The following is a 17,066-nucleotide window of genomic DNA, read 5'->3' on the forward strand; positions in this document are numbered from 1 at the left end:
CTGGACACAGCAAGCTTCGCCCCTCGATGCGGCTCGGGCAATGCTGGCATCGGAACAGCATGTGTGCCACATCGGCACACTCGACTGAGCATGTGATCACGGGCAGCGCCAGCCGTCGTGGCTTGATTCCCGGCCGGGCGGTGCGCAGGTGTCCTGTGCAGCCATGGCACAGGTGTTGTGCCGCTGCATGTCTTGGACGACTCGGGCTTGACCCTAATCTTGCCGCAATCCCTGAAGCAACCAAGAGGTGCAGACATGAATTTCACCGACGAAGAGATCGCTTTTCGCGACAGCGTCCGCCGCATGGTGGACAAACATGTGGTTCCGATCGCTGCCGAGGTCGACGAGAACGACCGCTTTCCCACGGAACTGGTCAAACTCTATGGCGAGATGGGTTTGATGCAGCTGTGGATTCCCGAACGATACGGCGGACCTGAAGGCAACCTGACGCTGATGTGCATCGCCCGCGAGGAAATCTCGCGCGTGTCTCCGGCCTGCGGTTCGATCGCCGGGCTCAACACCATGTTCATCATGCCTTTGCTGCATTTCGGCACCGAGGAACAGCGCCAACGCTTCCTGCCGCAAGTAGCAAAGGGCGGCGTCGTAACCGCAATGGCAATTTCCGAGCCGCAAGCGGGATCCGATGTCGGTGCGATGACCACGCGCGCTGTCCGCGACGGCGATTCGTACGTGCTCAACGGTCGCAAGCAATGGTGCAGCTACGGTGTCGAGGCTGACTACATCGTTGTCATGGCGCGTACGAGCGGCCAGTCTGGGGCCGACGGTATCAGCGCGTTCATTGTCGAGCCGAAGAAGATGCCAGGTATCACTTTTGGTCGACACGAACGCAAAATGGGCTGGCGTGGCGCTCCCAACACGCCGATCTATTTCGACAACGTTCGCGTCCCCATCGAAAACCTGGTGGGCGAGGAAGGCAAGGGATTCAAGGCGTCCATGCGCGCGTTGGATCTGAACCGACCGACGATAGGTGCGCAGTGTGTGGGATTGGCCCAGGGTGCACTGTCCGCATCGATCGAATATGCCAAGGAACGCAAGCAGTTCAAGCGCAGCATCGCCGAGTTCCAAGGCGTGCAATTCATGCTCTCCGACATGGCAATGCAGGTCGAAGCCGCCCGTGCGCTGGTTTATGAATGCGCGCGCGCAGGGGATAGCGGGGATTGGGAACGCCTGAACCTGCTCGCCAGCATGGCCAAGTGCTTCGCGAGTGACGTCGCGATGCGGGTCACGACCGACGCGGTTCAAGTGTTCGGAGGCTATGGCTACACCATGGACTATCCCGTGGAACGCATGATGCGCGACGCCAAGCTCGCGCAGATCTTTGAAGGGACGAACCAGATCCAGCGCGTCGTGATCGCCAAACAGCTGCTGGCGTGATGGCTCTCGTCATGACGAACATACGCCAAGCGCCCATGTGGGGCTGCGCAGGACGCGGCTGTCACCAAGCCCTGAAGCTCGGTGCGATGCAATCGATGCCGAGCCGTCACAGTTGCTTTGCACTGGTGCCAGTGGCGCTCGCGCCGCCCGCAACCTATTCTCACTGCGCTGATTCATGTAACGAACCCGCCGACTGAAACGACCATGCGCCACTTTGTCCACGATTCATACCCGACCCTTGGTCTGTTGATTGACGGCCAATGGGTCCGCGCGGGCAGCCGACACCACCGACCGGTGCTCAATCCGGCATCTGGCGAGGTGCTGGCCCAGGTTCCACTGGCGACCGAAGACGACATTGGGGACGCCATCGCCGCCGCAGAGCGCGGCTTCCAAGTCTGGAAGAGCGTGCCGACGTTTGAGCGTGCCACCGTGATGCGAACCATCGCCCACCTTATCCGCGAGAACGTCGAGCGACTCGCGACGATTCTGACGCTCGAGCAGGGCAAGCGGCTGACTGAGGCCCGGGAGGAGATCCGAAACACCGCCGACGCCTTTGAATGGATGGGTGAAGAAGGCAAGCGTGCCTACGGCCGCGTCGTGCCCGCCCGTACAGCCGATAGCGATCAACTCGTGCGCTTGGTGCCGGCGGGTCCGGTGGCCGCGTTCTCGCCATGGAACTTTCCGGCCGTGCTGGCGGCGCGCAAGGTGGCCACCGCCCTCGCTGCCGGCTGTTCCGTAATCATCAAGCCGGCGGAGGAAACCCCCGGGATCATGGTCGCGATCGCCAGTCTGTGCATGGAGGCTGGGTTGCCCAATGGTGTTTTGAATGTGCTTTATGGCGTTCCTTCCGAAGTGTCCACCCGACTGATCGCGTCACCGGCAATCAGCAAGCTCTCGTTCACGGGATCGGTGGCAGTTGGGCGGCAACTCGCAACCCAGGCCGGTGCCGCCCTCAAGAAGATCACGCTCGAGTTGGGCGGGCACGCGCCCGTGATAGTCATGGATGACGTCGATGTCGATCGCGTCGTTGACGCCTGCATAGCGGCCAAATTCCGCAATGCCGGCCAGTTGTGCATCTGCCCGACGCGCTTTTACGTGCACGACGCTGTGTACGACCAGTTCACCGATCGCCTGGCCCTTCGTGCCGGCGCTCTTCGCGTGGGTAGCGGGTTTGACCCGGGCGTGCAGATGGGACCGATGGCCAATCAGCGACGGGTCGAAGCGATGTCACATTTCTGCGAGGACGCAGTATCGCGGGGCGCGCGCGTGGTGGCTGGGGGACGACCGCCAGACAACGGTGATCCCGGCTTTTTCTGGTTGCCTACCGTGCTTGCCGACATGCCCGATGACGCTGCCGCGATGGTCCAAGAGCCATTTGGTCCGCTCGCGCTGGTGTCGCGCTTCGAGGATCTGGATGACGCGTTGCGGCGCGCCAATGCCTCGGAGTTCGGTTTGGCCGCCTATGCATTCACCCGCTCGCTGCGATCGGCCCACGTGATAGAGCACGGACTCGAAGCGGGCAACGTCAGCTTGAACACTTTCGCGCTCAGTCCGCCCGAGCTCCCATTCGCCGGGATCAAGAACAGTGGTCTGGGCAGCGAAATGGGCCGGGAAGGACTGATGGAGTACATGAATCTCAAATCAGTCATCCGATCAGTGGCATGAAGCCCAAGGTCGATGAACAAACCGCCATTAGTGCAGACAACAGGAGACAACACATGAGATACCCGAAAATCATCATCAGCATTGCCGCCGTCGCGAGTTTCGCGCTGGTTGCCGCCGTGCAAGCCGCAACCTCCGGAGTCACCGCCTCCGAGATCAAATTCGGCGAAACCATGCCCTACAGCGGTCCCGCGTCGGCCTTTGCGGGCGCGGGGCGGGTGCACGCGGCGTATTTCAAGATGCTGAATGACAAGGGTGGCATCGATGGCCGCAAGCTTGATCTGATCAGTCTCGATGACGCCTACTCACCACCGAAGACGCTGGAGCAGACGCGCAAGATGGTCGAACGTGAAGGCGTGGCTTTCATCTTCGGGTCGCTGGGCACAACGCCCAACCGTGCCATTGCAAAGTACCTCAACAAGCGCGGCGTGCCGCAATTGCTGATCGGCACCACGGCGACGGGCTTTGCAGACCCCAAGAGCCAGCCCTGGACCCTCGGCAGCATGCCCACGGGTGAGATCGAGGCGCAGATCTACGCCAAGTACATCCTGCAGACCAAGCCGAACGCGAAAATCGGCGTCCTGTACGCCAACGACGACGTGGGCGCCACCTATCTGGCGGCGCTCAAGGAGGGTCTGGGCGACAAGGCCAAGAATCTGATCGTGGCCGAGGCTTCTTACGAGTTGACGGATGCCTCTGTGGATTCCCAGATCATCGCTCTCAAGGCCAAGGGCGCCGATGTCCTGTTCGACACTGCGCACCCAAAATTCGTAGTCCAAGCTATCCGTAAGGTCAGTGATCTGGAGTGGAAACCGTTGCACATCGTTGTCAACACGTCGAGCTCCATCGGCATGACGTTGCAGCCGGCGGGTCTTGATCGATCAACGGGCATTGTGTCGGCGCAGTACCTGAAGGATCCATCCGACCCGCAATGGGCTGACGACCCGGCGATGAAGCAGTGGCTCGACTTCATGAAGCAGTACGATCCGCAGGGCAATACCAAGGACTACATGATGGTTCTGGCAACCACGCAAGCGCAGTTGTTGGAGCACATTCTGAAGACAGCTGGTACCGATCTGTCGCGCGAAAACATCATGCGGCAGGCACTGAGCATCAAGGATCTGCAGATGCCCTTGTTGCTCCCCGGCGTCACGATCAACACGTCGACTGCGGATTACCACCCGATTGAGCAGATGCAGATGATGCGCTTCGACGGTACGAAGTGGCAGCTGTTCGGCGACGTGCTCTCGCGTTGACCTGACTAGTGTTTGGAGGGCCATGCAATGGGCACCATCTCCGTCACCAACCGTGATCCCGCCCGGGCGATGGATCCGAAACGAGCTCCGGACCGCCCGCTGCTGGACGTGTCGGGGGTTTCGGTGCGATTCGGCGGCATCCTCGCACTGGACCACGTGTCGTTTCATGCCGATGCGGGAAGCGTGTGCGGACTCATCGGCCCCAACGGGGCGGGCAAGACGACGCTGTTCAACTGCCTCAGCGGGCTGTATCGACCGTACCAAGGGGCCATCCAGTTCGCCGGGACGCCGGTGTTGGAGCTTCCGGTCCACAGGATGGCGCGCTTGGGCATCGGCAGGACGTTTCAGAATCTAGCGTTGTTCGGCTCGATGAGTGTCGAGCGCAACGTCATGGTCGGCGGCTATGTCGCTCACTCCGGAGGCTACCTCGCATCAATGTTCGGGCTGCCGACAGCTAGAGCCCAGGAGCGTGCGCTTCAAGCTGAGTGTCGGGAGCTGCTCGAGCTCCTTGACCTGACAAGCGTTGCCAATGTGCCCGTCAAGAACCTGCCGTTCGGCACGCAGAAACGGGTCGAGCTCGGACGCGCGCTGGCGTCGCGGCCCAAGCTGCTTCTGCTGGACGAGCCGGCGGCGAGTCTCACGCACGAGGAGATAGGTGGACTTCGCCATCTGATCCTGGCGCTGCGCGAGAAGCTGAATTTGACGATCTTGCTCGTCGAACACAACATGAATCTGGTCATGGACGTGTCCGACCAGATCGTGGTTCTGAGCTTCGGTCGCAAGATCGCCGACGGCAGTGCCGAGCACGTCCGCTCGCATCCGGAAGTGATCCGAGCCTACCTGGGGGCGAGCGCATGAACAAGCTCCTTGAAATTCGTGGCCTGAGCGCCGCCTACGGCCAGCGCCCGGTGTTGTCGGACGTCGAACTTGCCGTGCACGCTGGTGGAATCACGGCTTTGCTGGGTGCGAACGGCGCCGGCAAGACCACGACGCTGCGCGCGATCTGCAACCTCATGGTTCGAACCAGCGGTGAGATCCTGCTCGCTGGAGAACGCATCGATGGGGTGGCGACGGAGAAAATCGCCCGCTTGGGCGTCGCACATGTCCCCGACGGGCGCGGAACGTTTGCCCAACTCACCGTCGAGGAAAACCTGCTGCTGGGCGCTGCTACGCGCCGCGACAAGGATGAGATCGAATCGGACTGCGAGCGGATGTACGGCTACTTCCCGCGCCTGGGGGAGCGGCGCGCGCAGCAGGCGGGAACGCTGAGCGGTGGCGAGCAGCAGATGCTGGCGGTGTCGCGAGCCCTGATGATGCGACCCAGGCTCCTTTTGCTGGACGAGCCTTCTTTCGGCGTGGCGCCCCTGGTCGTCAAGGAAATTTTCGACGTACTCCGGACGATCAACGAGAACGATTCCGTCGGAATCCTCCTCGTCGAGCAAAACGCCGACCTGGCGCTTGGTTGCGCAGACCACGCGTACGTGCTGGAGTCCGGTCGCATCGCCACCGGTGGCCCTTCGGATGACATCCGCAGGGACGAAGGAATACGCCGCGCTTATCTGGGGTACTGACATGTTTGCAGGAATACTCGATCAGACCGTTTCGGGCCTCGCCAACGGAGCCATCTATGCCAGCGTGGCACTGGCATTGGTGATGATCTACACGACTACCGACCACATCAACTTCGCGCAGGGCGAGATGGCCTTGTTTTCGACCTACCTCGGCTGGTGGCTGATCAGCGCGGGGCTGGACTACTGGACGGCATTTGCCGCGACGATCGTGGCTTCAATGGCCATGGGTGGTCTGATCGAGCGAATTCTGATCCGACGCACGGAGGGTCAGTCCATGCTGGTGCTGATCGTCGTCTTCATAGGGTTGATGATCTTGCTCAACAGCTTGGCCGGCGTCTTGTTCGGCTACGAAACCAAGTCGATTGAAAGCCCGTTCAATGAAAGCGTCTGGGGTGCCGTGCCCCACGTCGGGCCGCATCAACTCGGGATGCTGACGGTGATTCTGGCAATGCTGGGGCTGGTCTACCTCTTTTTCCGGTTCACCAGCCTCGGCCTGAAGATGCGTGCCGCGGCGCAGAACCCGATCAGCAGCAGGCTGGTCGGCATCAACGTGGGGGCAATGCTGTGCCTGGGCTGGGCGCTGGCGGCGGGCATCGGTGCTGCGGCCGGCATGATGACGGCGCCACTGGTGTACCTGGAACCGAACATGATGAGCGGCATCATCATCTACGCGTTCGCCGGTGCGCTGCTGGGCGGGATCGACAACCCCTGGGGTGCTGCAGTCGGCGGCTTTCTGCTCGGAATCATCGAAACCCTGGCCGGGTCCTACCTGGTAGGAACAGACCTGCGGTTGACAGTCGCACTGCTGGTCATCATCGTGGTCCTCCTGGCGCGACCACGCGGGTTGTTCGGCAAACAAATGGTGGTGCGGGTATGAACTCGAAAACTTTTGATACGACTGTCGTGGTTCGCGCTCGCGGTGCCGCGCTGCCATTCGCCAAGTGGGGGGCTGCCCGACCCGGGCGGTGGCTCATGCTCTTGACCTTGCTGGCGGCCTTCGCGGCCCTGGCCCCTGGGTATCTGCTGTTTCAAGGCACCCAGTTGCTGATTTACGCGGTGGCAATTCTCGGACTGAATCTCTTGGTGGGCTACAACGGACAGCTCTCTCTGGGGCATAGTGCGTTCTACGCGCTGGGTGCTTACGCCGCGGCAATGCTGGTTGAGTTCGGTCAAACCCCAAGCGTGGTGGCAATCGTCGTTGCAGGCTTGGTTTGCTTGGCCGTTGGCTTCCTGTTTGGCTTTCCCGCATCCCGGCTCGCCGGCCACTACCTCGCGCTGGCGACCTTTGCACTGAGCGTGGCGACACCGCAATTGATCAAGCACCAGAGTCTGGAGGCGTGGACTGGAGGCGCCCAAGGTCTGGCAGTCGAGCGCGCTGGTGCGCCTGCGGGCTTGCCCCTTGACTCGGATCAATGGTTTTTCGCACTGACTGCGGTGGTCACCATAGTGCTCTTCGTGCTGGCGCGCAACCTCGTCAACAGCCGCATCGGCAGAGCCATGGAGGCCATTCGCGACCAACCGGTGGCGGCCAGAACCATGGGCATCGACACGACACTGCATCGCGCAATCGTCTTTGGCATCAGTGCAATGTATGTCGGCATGGCGGGGGCCATGGCTGGCTTGCTGACCCAATTCGTCTCGCCCGACAGCTACTCGTTGATGCTCTCCATTGCCTTGCTGGTGGGTGTCGTACTGGGCGGCGCGGCGCGGCTGTCGGGTGCCGTGTGGGGCGCGTTGTTCATTCTCTTCGCGCCGAATCTGCTGGAAGGCGTGTCCAAATCCGCACCCGGTGTCTTGTATGGGGCACTGCTGGTCGTGGTCATCTTGACCATGCCTACCGGTGTGGCCGGCGGCATCGATCGCCTCACACGCATGGTCCGCGCGCTGCGCGGCACGACAAAACTGGAGAAAACCGATGATTGATCAAGCACTCGACAACGCCATCGCCGACGGGAAGACCTACGGCAATCCGGACGATCAGCATGCGCTGTTCACGCGGCTGCGGCAAGAGGATCCCGTGCATTGGAGCGAACCCGAAGGGTTCAGGCCGTTCTGGACCGTCTCCAAGCACGCCGACATCATGGAGATTGAGCGCCAACAGGATTTGTTCACGAATGCACCACGCTCCAAGCTGTTCAGCATCGAGTTCGAGGACAAGGTGCGCTCGCTGATGGAAGGCAACAGTAACCTCGTACGCGGACTGCCCCAGATGGATGGGATGGAACACCGAACCTACCGTCAGATCACCCAAGCGTGGTTTCTGCCCAAACAGATCAAGCAGCTTGAGGAGCGAATTACCCAACTGGCTCAAAGAACAGTCGCCGATCTGGAACAACGTTCCGGAGAGACATTCGATTTCTACACCGAACTCGCGGCGTGGTACCCGCTGCGGGTGATCATGCTGATCCTCGGATTGCCGGAATCGGATGAGGCTGAACTGTTGCGTATCACCAATGCCTATTTTGGCGGTAGTGACCCGGAGATGCAGAAAGGCTCAGATCTGTTTCAAGCGACCCGGGATTTCATCAGGTATTTCGACGGCGTGAGCGAGAACCGGCGCGCGCATCCCACCGATGACGTGGCATCGGTCATCGCCAATTCAGTCATCGACGGCAAGCCCATAGGACATCACGAAGCGTCCTCGTACTACATCGCACTGGCTGCGGCCGGTCATGACACAACGGGCGGGACGGCAGCCAGTGGCCTGCTTGCCTTGATTCAACATCCGGATCAATGGCGCCGCCTGCAGGCCGAACCCGATCTCATTCCCTCAGCCGTCGACGAGTTCGTGCGCTGGGCCTCGCCAGCCAAGCATTTCATGCGAACCGCGAAGCAGGACTATGTCCTTCGCGGCAAGAACATCAAGCGCGGTGAGGCACTGCTGATGGCATATCCCTCCGGCAATCGTGACGAGGACGTGTTTGACGAGCCGTTCGCCTTTCGGATCGATCGCAGTCCCAATCGCCACCTGGGTTTCGGCTTCGGAGCGCACATGTGCCTGGGCATGATGCTCGCGAAAATGGAGCTGCAGATTCTTTTTCGTCAACTTTTGCCCCGAGTCCATCGTTTCGAACTGGCCGGCGAACCGGCGTGGGTGCAGACCTCGTTCGTCGGCGGAGTCAAGCGTCTGCCGGTTCGTGTGACCATGCGTAGCTGAGTCGGCTGGCGTACCGACTGCCGTGCAGGAAGGCTGGATGATGGAGACCCATGCGAAATCACAGGATCGGCAGGTGATGGCTGCGGTCGTTGAGCGACCAGGGATGGCATTTCGTCTCGAACAACTGGTTCTCGCGGCGCCGATGGACGATGAAATTTGCGTACGCGTGGTGGCAACGGGAATTTGCCATACCGACGTTGCGATGCGCGATTCCGACACCCGGGCGCCCAAGCCCATCGTTCTCGGTCATGAAGGTGCCGGGGTGGTCGAATCGGTGGGCCGCCTTGTGACGCGCATCCAGCCCGGTGATCACGTCGTAATGAGTTATGGCTGGTGCGGCAGTTGCGCGCGCTGCGCAGCCGGGCGCATGGCCTATTGCCGCGACTTCAACAGCCTCAACTTCGGTGGGCGGCGTCCAGACGGATCGACGGGCTTGCGGCGCCTTGACGGACAGCGCGTGCATGGTCACTTCTTCGGCCAATCGTCCTTCGCCACCCATGTCGTCACGAATGAGCGGCATGCCGTGGTCGTACCCCGCGATTTGCCGTTGCAGTACCTCGCGCCGCTTGGGTGTGGCGTCCAGACCGGCGCTGGAGCCATCCTGAACAGCCTGCGAGTTCAACCGGGCGACAGCGTGGCGGTATTCGGGGTCGGATCAGTCGGGATGTCTGCCGTCATGGCAGCGAAAGCCGCGGGTGCCTCGCGCATCATTGCCATTGACATCCATCCTGCGCGGCTTGAGCTGGCCAGGGAACTGGGGGCTTGCACGGCGCTGGATGCGCGCGCGGCCGACTTCGAAGCTGACTTGGCGGCGACCGTCGGTGACGGTGTCACCCATGCCGTCGACACGACGGGACGACCAGAAACGATCAAGGCTGCGCTGGCGTCGTTGACCGTGCACGGTGTTTGCGGGCTCGTTGCTATGCCGCAGGGCGAGATACCGTTCGATCCGCGTCAACTGATGGTTGGCGGACGCATGTTGCGGGGCATTGTCGAAGGCGACGGCGTTCCTGGTGCCTTCATTCCGCATCTTGTTGAGCTTTATCGGGCCGGGCGCTTTCCGCTGGACCAGCTGGTGCGGTGCTACCCGTTTGCGCAGATCAATGAAGCCATGGCAGACATGGAGCGTGGGCAGACTCTGAAGCCAGTATTGTTGATGCCGGGCTGAGGTAGACACAGGCCATCCTCTGTCACGGAACCGCGCCGACACCGAAGGCTTGATCGATCCACCGAGGACCCCAGGCGCAGGCCGCGGGCCGCTCGTGGCCTGCGTCAGGCGGTCTTGGCCCGGTGATCGCGTGCAGGGTCGGCGCCACCGCGGGTTCGAATTTTCATGGCAGGAGTACGAAGCGAATAGACTTGATGTTCGCCATGAGCCTCTACGACAACATTCGCGAATTGACTTTCTTCCTGCGCGTGACGGAGGAATCGAGTTTTTCGGCTGCGGCGCGCAGTCTGGACGTCGATCCATCGACGATCAGCAAGGTCGTGCAGCGAATGGAAGACAGACTGGGCGTGCGATTGTTTCACCGGACTTCGCGCACCTTGCGCCTCACGCACGAGGGAGAACGCTTCCAGGCCGCGGTCCTGAAGGTCGTCTCGGCGATCGAGGAGGCCGAGGAATCGCTCAACCCGTCGCTCAACGAAATCGACGGCGTGCTGCGCATCGGCAGCACGGCGGGCTTCGCCCGACTGTGGCTCACCCCGCTGATGCCGGGATTCTGTGCTTCGCACCCCAAGCTCAAGGTGGAGTTGGTGGCGTCGCAGACCCCGTTGAACCTTGCGGAGCAGCAACTCGACCTTGCTTTCTACAGCGGCATGGTGCCGGATTCATCGCTTGTCGCACGGCGCATGACCACGGTCCACTGGCGCATCTTCGGTTCGCCGGAGTATCTGAAGCGACACGGTACACCTCGCACCCCAGAAGACCTGGATGGGCACCAGTGCCTGAACTTTCTGCCCGGGTCATTTCGCAGCCAATGGCCGCTCAACGACGGGCACGACGTACGTAGTTTCACGCCCTCGGGGCCGGTGGCCGCAACCGATGGCGATGTGTTGTGTCAGCTCGCGGTAGCCGGCATGGGTTTGGTGCGGTTGGTAGACGCACGTGCGCGCGCGGATGTGGAAAGTCAGCGCTTGCTCTCCGTGCTCGATGAGTTCCGCGCACCCGGTGACCCGGTCTACGCTGTCTACCAGAACCGGCGCTATCTGAGTTCGCGCGTGCGCGCGTTCCTGGACTATTTCAGCGAACACGTGCCAGCGGACTGACAAGCACGCACCCGTGATCGCAGGGCACGGCGTCACTGTCGACCTTGCCGACGACGCACAGGTGTTGTGCCGGCAGCTGCCTTGGCAGGGGCGCGCTGCTCGCCTAACCTTGATCTCCAGACCACCACTGATCCAGGAGAACCTGCTGATGACTTACGAAAATTACCACGACCTGAAAGTCGAAGTGGCGAACAAGGTCGCCGCCGTGACGCTCAATCGCCCCGAAGCACGCAACGCGATCAACCAGCGACTGATTCGCGAGCTGCGCACGATCTGGGACGATCTGGCCGACGATATGTCCGTCAACGCCGTATTGCTGACGGGCGCGGGCGACTGGTTCAGTGTTGGCGGTGACGTCAAGGCGATGAGTGAGCGCCCTGGCGGCGACGTGCTCGAGGAAGGCGAAGTGCACGATCCGATGATCAGTCGCCGCCTTGTGAACCGTTTGCTTGAACTCGACAAACCGATCGTCAGTGCAATCAACGGAGACTGCGTCGGCCTCGCGGCGACAATCGCGCTGCTGTGCGACATCTCCGTGATGGCCGATGACGCACGGATCGGCGACAGCCACGTCAACAAGGTTGGCCTTGTCGCCGGCGATGGCGGCACGGTGATCTGGCCACTGCTGATTGGCGTGGCGAAGGCGAAAGAGTTCCTGATGCGCGGCACCCTGCTCAAGGGCAAGGAGGCTGAACGAATTGGCTTGGTGGGCCACGTGAAGCCACGGTCAGAAGTACTTCCCTTCGCGCGCCAGATAGCGCAGGAGCTGGCCGATGGGCCGACGTGGGCAACCCGCTGGACCAAGCTGTCGGTCAATCAGATCGTCAAGGAGCGGGTCAATCATCTGCTGGAAGCCTCCATGGCGCTTGAGCAGGTGACGTTCGAGTTGGCCGATCACAAGGAGGCGACACAGGCCTTCAAGGACAAGCGCAAACCCTGCTTCGGTACTGCTTGACCTTGAGTGGGGCCACCTCAGGCGGCGCTGGGCACGCCCGCAAGGTAGCGCTGCAAATAACGCCCGGTAAAACTCGCCGGGTTCCCCGCCACCTCTTCCGGCGTACCGGTCGCCACCACCTGCCCGCCGCCCGCACCGCCCTCGGGACCCATGTCGATGAGCCAGTCCGCCGTCTTGATCACGTCCAGGTTGTGCTCGATCACGACGATGGTGTTGCCCGCGTCGCGCAGACGCTCGAGCACCGTGAGCAGCAGCGCGATGTCGGCGAAGTGCAGGCCGGTCGTCGGCTCGTCGAGAATGTAGAGCGTGCGCCCGGTGTCGCGGCGCGAGAGTTCTTGCGCGAGCTTGACGCGCTGCGCCTCGCCGCCCGAGAGCGTGGTTGCGCTCTGCCCGAGGCGGATGTACGAGAGGCCCACGTCCAGCAGCGTTTGCAGCTTGCGCTCCAGCGTCGGCACGTCCTTGAAGAAGGCGTGCGCCTCCTCCACCGTCAGCTCCAGGATTTGCGCGATGGTCTTGCCCTTCCACTGCACCTCCAGCGTCTCGCGGTTGTAGCGCTGGCCGTGGCAGACGTCGCAGGGCACGTAGACGTCGGGCAGAAAGTGCATCTCCACCTTCACCACGCCGTCGCCCTGGCAGGCCTCGCAGCGCCCGCCCGCGACGTTGAATGAAAAGCGCCCCGGGCCGTAGCCCCGTTCGCGCGCCGTCGTGGTCTCGGCCATCAGCTCGCGGATCGGCGTGAACAGGCCGGTGTAGGTCGCGGGGTTGCTGCGCGGCGTGCGCCCGATCGGGCTTTGGTCGACCGCGATCACCTTGTCGAACTGCGCCAGGCCCTCGATGGCGCGCATGGGCGCGGGCTCGGCGTGCGCGCGGTGGATCTCGCGCGCCGCCGCGAGGTAGAGCGTGTCGTTGACCAGCGTCGATTTGCCCGAGCCGGACACGCCGGTGACGCAGGTCAGCAGCCCGACGGGGAAATCCACCGTCACATCCCGCAGGTTGTGGCCAGAGGCGCCGACGATGCGCAGCACATCCGTTCTTTCAAGCGCTTTATGCTCTTCGCGCCCGCCTATCAAGCGCGAATAGCTACTGTTTTTGAAAGTCTTGCGGTGCCTGGGCACCTCGATGCGCCGCTCGCCGCGCAGATACTGCCCGGTGAGCGACGCGGGCGTGGCTGCCACCTGTTCGGGCGTGCCCTGGGCCATCACCTGCCCGCCGTGCACGCCCGCGCCCGGGCCCATGTCCACCACATGGTCGGCCGCGCGGATCATGTCCTCGTCGTGCTCGACCACGATCACGCTGTTGCCCAGGTCCCTCAGGTGCTTGAGCGTGGCGATCAGGCGCTCGTTGTCCCTCTGGTGCAGGCCGATGCTGGGTTCGTCGAGCACGTACATCACGCCGGTGAGGCCTGAGCCGATCTGGCTGGCCAGGCGTATGCGCTGCGCCTCGCCGCCCGAGAGTGTCTCGGCGCTGCGTGCCAGGCTCAGATACGGCAGGCCGACATCGTTCAAGAACGACAGCCGCGCCGTGATCTCGTGCACGATCTTGCGCGCGATCTCGGCCTTGGCCCCGGCAAGCGCCAGGTGCGCGAACCAGGCGTGCGCGTCGTGCAGCGTCATGCGCGCCACATCCTGAATCGCGCGGCGCTCGGCCCCTTCGGCGATGAAGACGTGGCGCGCCTCGCGGCGCAGGCGCGCGCCGTGGCACTCGCTGCAGGGCTGCGTGCTGCGCAGCTTGGCCAGCGCCTCGCGCACCGCCGGGGTGTCGGTTTCGCGCCAGCGCCGCGCAAGGTTGGGCAGCACGCCCTCGAACGGGTGCCGCTTGACGACGGGCTTGCCGCCATCGGCAAAGTAGGTGAACGCGATGTCTTCCTCGCCCGAGCCGTGCAGGATCACGTCGCGCACGTCTTCCGGCAGATCTTCAAACGGCGTATCGACCGCAAAGCCGTAGTGCGCCGCCAGGCTTTGCAGCATGCCGAAGTACAGCGCATTGCGCCTGTCCCACCCGGCGATCGCGCCGCTGGCCAGGCTGATCTCGGGGTAGGCGACGACGCGCGCCGGGTCGAACACCTCCTGCTGGCCCAGGCCGTCGCACGCCGGGCAGGCGCCGCTGGGCGAGTTGAACGAGAACAGCCGAGGCTCCAACTCAGGGAGCGCGTAGCTGCACAGCGGGCAGGCGTAACGGCTGGAAAAAAGGTGCTCTCGCCCGCTGTCCATGTCCAGCGCAATCACGCGGCCCGCGCCGTCCTGCCCGCCCACGCGCAGCACCGCCTCGACGCTCTCGGCGAGGCGCTGCGCGAGATCGGCGCGCACCTTCACGCGGTCGATCACGACGTCGATGTCGTGCTTCTCGGTTTTCCTGAGCGCGGGCAGCTCGTGTGCCTCGACCACCGCGCCATCGACGCGAAAGCGCACGTAACCGAGCTGTTGCATCTGCGCGAAGACCTCGGTGAACTCACCCTTCTTCTGGCGTGCGATCGGCGCGAGCAGCATCAGGCGCGTGCCCTCGGGCAGTTGCAAGAGCGCATCCACCATCTGGCTCACGGTTTGCGCCGCGAGCGGCAGATCGTGCTCGGGGCAATGGGGCGTTCCGGCGCGCGCGTACAAGAGGCGCAGGTAATCGTGAATCTCGGTGACGGTGCCCACGGTGGAGCGCGGGTTGTGGCTCGTGGCCTTCTGCTCGATCGCGATCGCGGGCGACAGGCCCTCGATCAGATCGACGTCGGGCTTGTCCAGGCGCCCGAGGAACTGGCGCGCGTAGGTGGAAAGGCTTTCCACGTAACGCCGCTGCCCCTCCGCATACAAGGTGTCGAACGCCAGTGACGACTTGCCCGAGCCCGACAGGCCGGTGATGACGACGAGCTGGTGCGCGGGCAGGTCCAGGTCGATGTTCTTGAGGTTGTGCGTGCGCGCGCCGCGGATGCTGATGCGCTGGCGGCGCAGCGCGAGCGACAGTGGGAGGCCGTCGGCATCCGGTGGCAGGGGAAGGGTGAGGTCATTCATGGCGGGCAGCCCTGAACGCAGGGCAACCGGCGATTATCGGCGGTGCGGCGATTGCGCGCATGGCCCCCGGGACGCCCGTGCCGCGCCAATCGGGATCTGCGTTACGGCATCAACCTGCTGGTGCCACCGGCAGGCGCACTCTGACCACGGCCTCGCCGTCTGGCCGGTTGCCCGGCTCGATCACGCCGTGATGCTCGTCCACGATGCGCCGCGCAATCGCCAGGCCAAGGCCAGTGCCCTTGTGCCGTCGCGTGAAGAACGGATCGAACACATGCGCGAGATCTTCAGGCGCGAACCCGGGGCCTTCATCCATCACGAGATAGCCAATCCAGTGGCGTCCCGCGTCGTCAACGGTTGCCTGTGTGGCCACGATGATCGTGGAGCCGCGCGGCGCGTGCTGGATCGCGTTCTCGATCAGGTTCACGTGCACCTGCAGCAGGCGGTCGCGGCTCATCAGCACCGCAGCGTCCTGCTCCAGCCGACCAAGCACCTCGACGCCCGCCATGCGTGCGGCGGTCTGGCAATTGCGGATCGCCTCGGTCAGCGTCTTGCCCAGCGGTTCGACGGCGCGCTCCGCCGGCGGTGCGCGCCCGTATTCCAGCAGATCGGTCATGAGGCCGTTGAGGCGGTCGACTTCGCGGCGCAGCACCTGGTGGTAGCGCGGGTTGGTGCGCCCGGCCTCGGCACTGGCCTGCATGGCGTCCAGCGTCGATGAAATGCCGAACAGCGGGTTGCGCACCTCATGCGCCACGCCGGCCACCAGCCGCCCCATCGCCGCGAGCGTTTCACTGTGCCGCAGCTGCGCCTGCAAGGCCTCGCGCTCGCGTTCGGCCTGCTGGCGCTCGCTGATCTCCTGGCGCAGCTCGACAACGCTTGCCTGCAAGCGCTGTTCGCTCGCTTCCAGCAGCTTGCGCGAGACTGTGCTCTCCTGCAGTCGCTGCGCCATGGTGTTGAACTGTCGCGCCAGTGCCGCGAGCTCGTCGTTGCCGCGCACCGCGATCCGGTAATCGAGATCGCCCGCGCCCAATGCCTGCGTGCCGGCGGCCAGGCGGCGCACCGGCGTGATGATCGCGCGCAGCAGCAGCAAACCGGTGGCCAGTGCTATCAAAAGATAGAGCGGGATCAGGTAGCGCAGCGTGCGCTGCAGGTTTGCGAACGCCGCCTCCATGTTCTTGCGCGGTTCGGACAAGTCTTCCAGCAGCATCACCTGGATCTCGTTGTCGAAGATGTCGTCGATCGATTCGGACAGCGCGTCCAGTTGTCGCGCCGCGTCGCTGATCTCGGTCTCGCCGGTCAGCAGCAGCGCGATGTTGGTCGCCACCTCGCGGTGCATCCCGGAGACGCGGTCGCGCAGCGGCTGCGCCGCCGCGCCAAGCGGCTGCTCCGCGAAGCGCGCGATCGCGCCGTGGTGCTTGCGCACCTTGTCCAGCAGGTGCTGGCGTGCCGCCGCGGTTGGGCGGTGTTTGAAGAGCGTGAGCCAGTAGCCGATCCGGGCCGTCTTCGCCTCGATGTCGCGCAGCGTCATCAGGGAAACGCCGCTGCCCGCCTCGAGCGCCGCGGCCGCCAGTGGTCCGTCGAGCAGCGCATCAATACGCTCGAGCGTCTGCGTCGTCTGTTCAAACGTTGCATCGAGCTGGTCGCGCCGTTGCATCAGTGCATTGCCCGCACGCACCAGCTTGGCGCGCTCGGAGCCGACCTGACCTGAACCGCCCCGGTTTCCGAGGAGGCTCAAATCTTTGAAAGGATTGAGCCATGAACAATGCAACGAAGTTTTCCGCAGAGGTGCGCGAACGCGCAGTGCGGATG

General features: G+C 63.4%; 13 protein-coding genes. 11 read left to right on the forward strand and 2 right to left on the reverse strand.

Features of this window, described 5'->3' with window-relative positions; genetic code table 11:
- Positions 1–255 precede the first annotated feature (255 nt).
- The 11 genes from ABS45_RS04610 (at position 256) to ABS45_RS04660 (ending at position 12,264) form a co-directional block, all read left to right on the forward strand.
- On the forward strand, positions 256–1,395 hold the full coding sequence (locus ABS45_RS04610; protein WP_291553481.1) for an acyl-CoA dehydrogenase family protein: 1,140 nt from the start codon (positions 256–258) through the stop codon (positions 1,393–1,395).
- 204 nt (positions 1,396–1,599) lie between these two features.
- Positions 1,600–3,060 (forward strand): NAD-dependent succinate-semialdehyde dehydrogenase, encoded by a 1,461-nt coding sequence (locus tag ABS45_RS04615; RefSeq protein ID WP_291553482.1) that lies wholly within the window; start codon positions 1,600–1,602, stop codon positions 3,058–3,060.
- Entirely contained in the window at positions 3,057–4,313 is a 1,257-nt protein-coding gene (locus ABS45_RS04620; RefSeq protein ID WP_291553484.1) for an ABC transporter substrate-binding protein, read from the forward strand. The genes ABS45_RS04615 and ABS45_RS04620 overlap by 4 nt, the downstream gene beginning before the upstream one ends.
- Before the next feature lie 69 nt (positions 4,314–4,382).
- Complete coding sequence (locus ABS45_RS04625) at positions 4,383–5,171, forward strand: ABC transporter ATP-binding protein (protein WP_291553509.1); 789 nt, start codon at positions 4,383–4,385, stop codon at positions 5,169–5,171.
- Positions 5,168–5,884 carry an ABC transporter ATP-binding protein gene (locus ABS45_RS04630; protein WP_291553486.1) on the forward strand — a complete coding sequence of 239 codons (717 nt, stop codon included), beginning with the start codon at positions 5,168–5,170 and terminating at the stop codon, positions 5,882–5,884. The genes ABS45_RS04625 and ABS45_RS04630 overlap by 4 nt, the downstream gene beginning before the upstream one ends.
- A 1-nt stretch (position 5,885) precedes the next feature.
- Positions 5,886–6,761 carry a branched-chain amino acid ABC transporter permease gene (locus ABS45_RS04635; RefSeq protein ID WP_291553487.1) on the forward strand — a complete coding sequence of 292 codons (876 nt, stop codon included), beginning with the start codon at positions 5,886–5,888 and terminating at the stop codon, positions 6,759–6,761.
- Positions 6,762–6,856: 95 nt separating this feature from the next.
- Positions 6,857–7,807: a branched-chain amino acid ABC transporter permease gene (locus ABS45_RS04640; protein ID WP_291553489.1), complete on the forward strand. Its 951-nt coding sequence runs from the start codon at positions 6,857–6,859 to the stop codon at positions 7,805–7,807.
- Positions 7,800–9,041: a cytochrome P450 gene (locus tag ABS45_RS04645; protein WP_291553490.1), complete on the forward strand. Its 1,242-nt coding sequence runs from the start codon at positions 7,800–7,802 to the stop codon at positions 9,039–9,041. Before ABS45_RS04640 ends, ABS45_RS04645 begins: the two co-directional genes overlap by 8 nt.
- Before the next feature lie 37 nt (positions 9,042–9,078).
- Positions 9,079–10,209: an NAD(P)-dependent alcohol dehydrogenase gene (locus ABS45_RS04650; RefSeq protein WP_291553493.1), complete on the forward strand. Its 1,131-nt coding sequence runs from the start codon at positions 9,079–9,081 to the stop codon at positions 10,207–10,209.
- A gap of 203 nt (positions 10,210–10,412) precedes the next feature.
- On the forward strand, positions 10,413–11,309 hold the full coding sequence (locus tag ABS45_RS04655) for a LysR family transcriptional regulator (RefSeq protein WP_291553494.1): 897 nt from the start codon (positions 10,413–10,415) through the stop codon (positions 11,307–11,309).
- A 148-nt stretch (positions 11,310–11,457) separates the two neighbouring features.
- Complete coding sequence (locus ABS45_RS04660; RefSeq protein WP_291553496.1) at positions 11,458–12,264, forward strand: enoyl-CoA hydratase-related protein; 807 nt, start codon at positions 11,458–11,460, stop codon at positions 12,262–12,264.
- A 17-nt stretch (positions 12,265–12,281) separates the two neighbouring features.
- On the opposite strand, the gene uvrA is transcribed toward ABS45_RS04660, so the two are convergent.
- Positions 12,282–15,260 (reverse strand): excinuclease ABC subunit UvrA, encoded by a 2,979-nt coding sequence (gene uvrA, locus ABS45_RS04665; RefSeq protein ID WP_291553498.1) that lies wholly within the window; start codon positions 15,258–15,260, stop codon positions 12,282–12,284.
- 109 nt (positions 15,261–15,369) lie between these two features.
- Positions 15,370–16,992, reverse strand: a complete 1,623-nt coding sequence (locus ABS45_RS04670) for an ATP-binding protein (RefSeq protein ID WP_291553500.1) — start codon at positions 16,990–16,992, stop codon at positions 15,370–15,372.
- Between the last annotated feature and the right edge of the window lie 74 nt (positions 16,993–17,066).

Origin of the sequence: Comamonas sp. SCN 65-56, from assembly GCF_001724135.1 — a bacterium.
Classification (GTDB): Bacteria; Pseudomonadota; Gammaproteobacteria; order Burkholderiales; family Burkholderiaceae_C; genus Comamonas_C.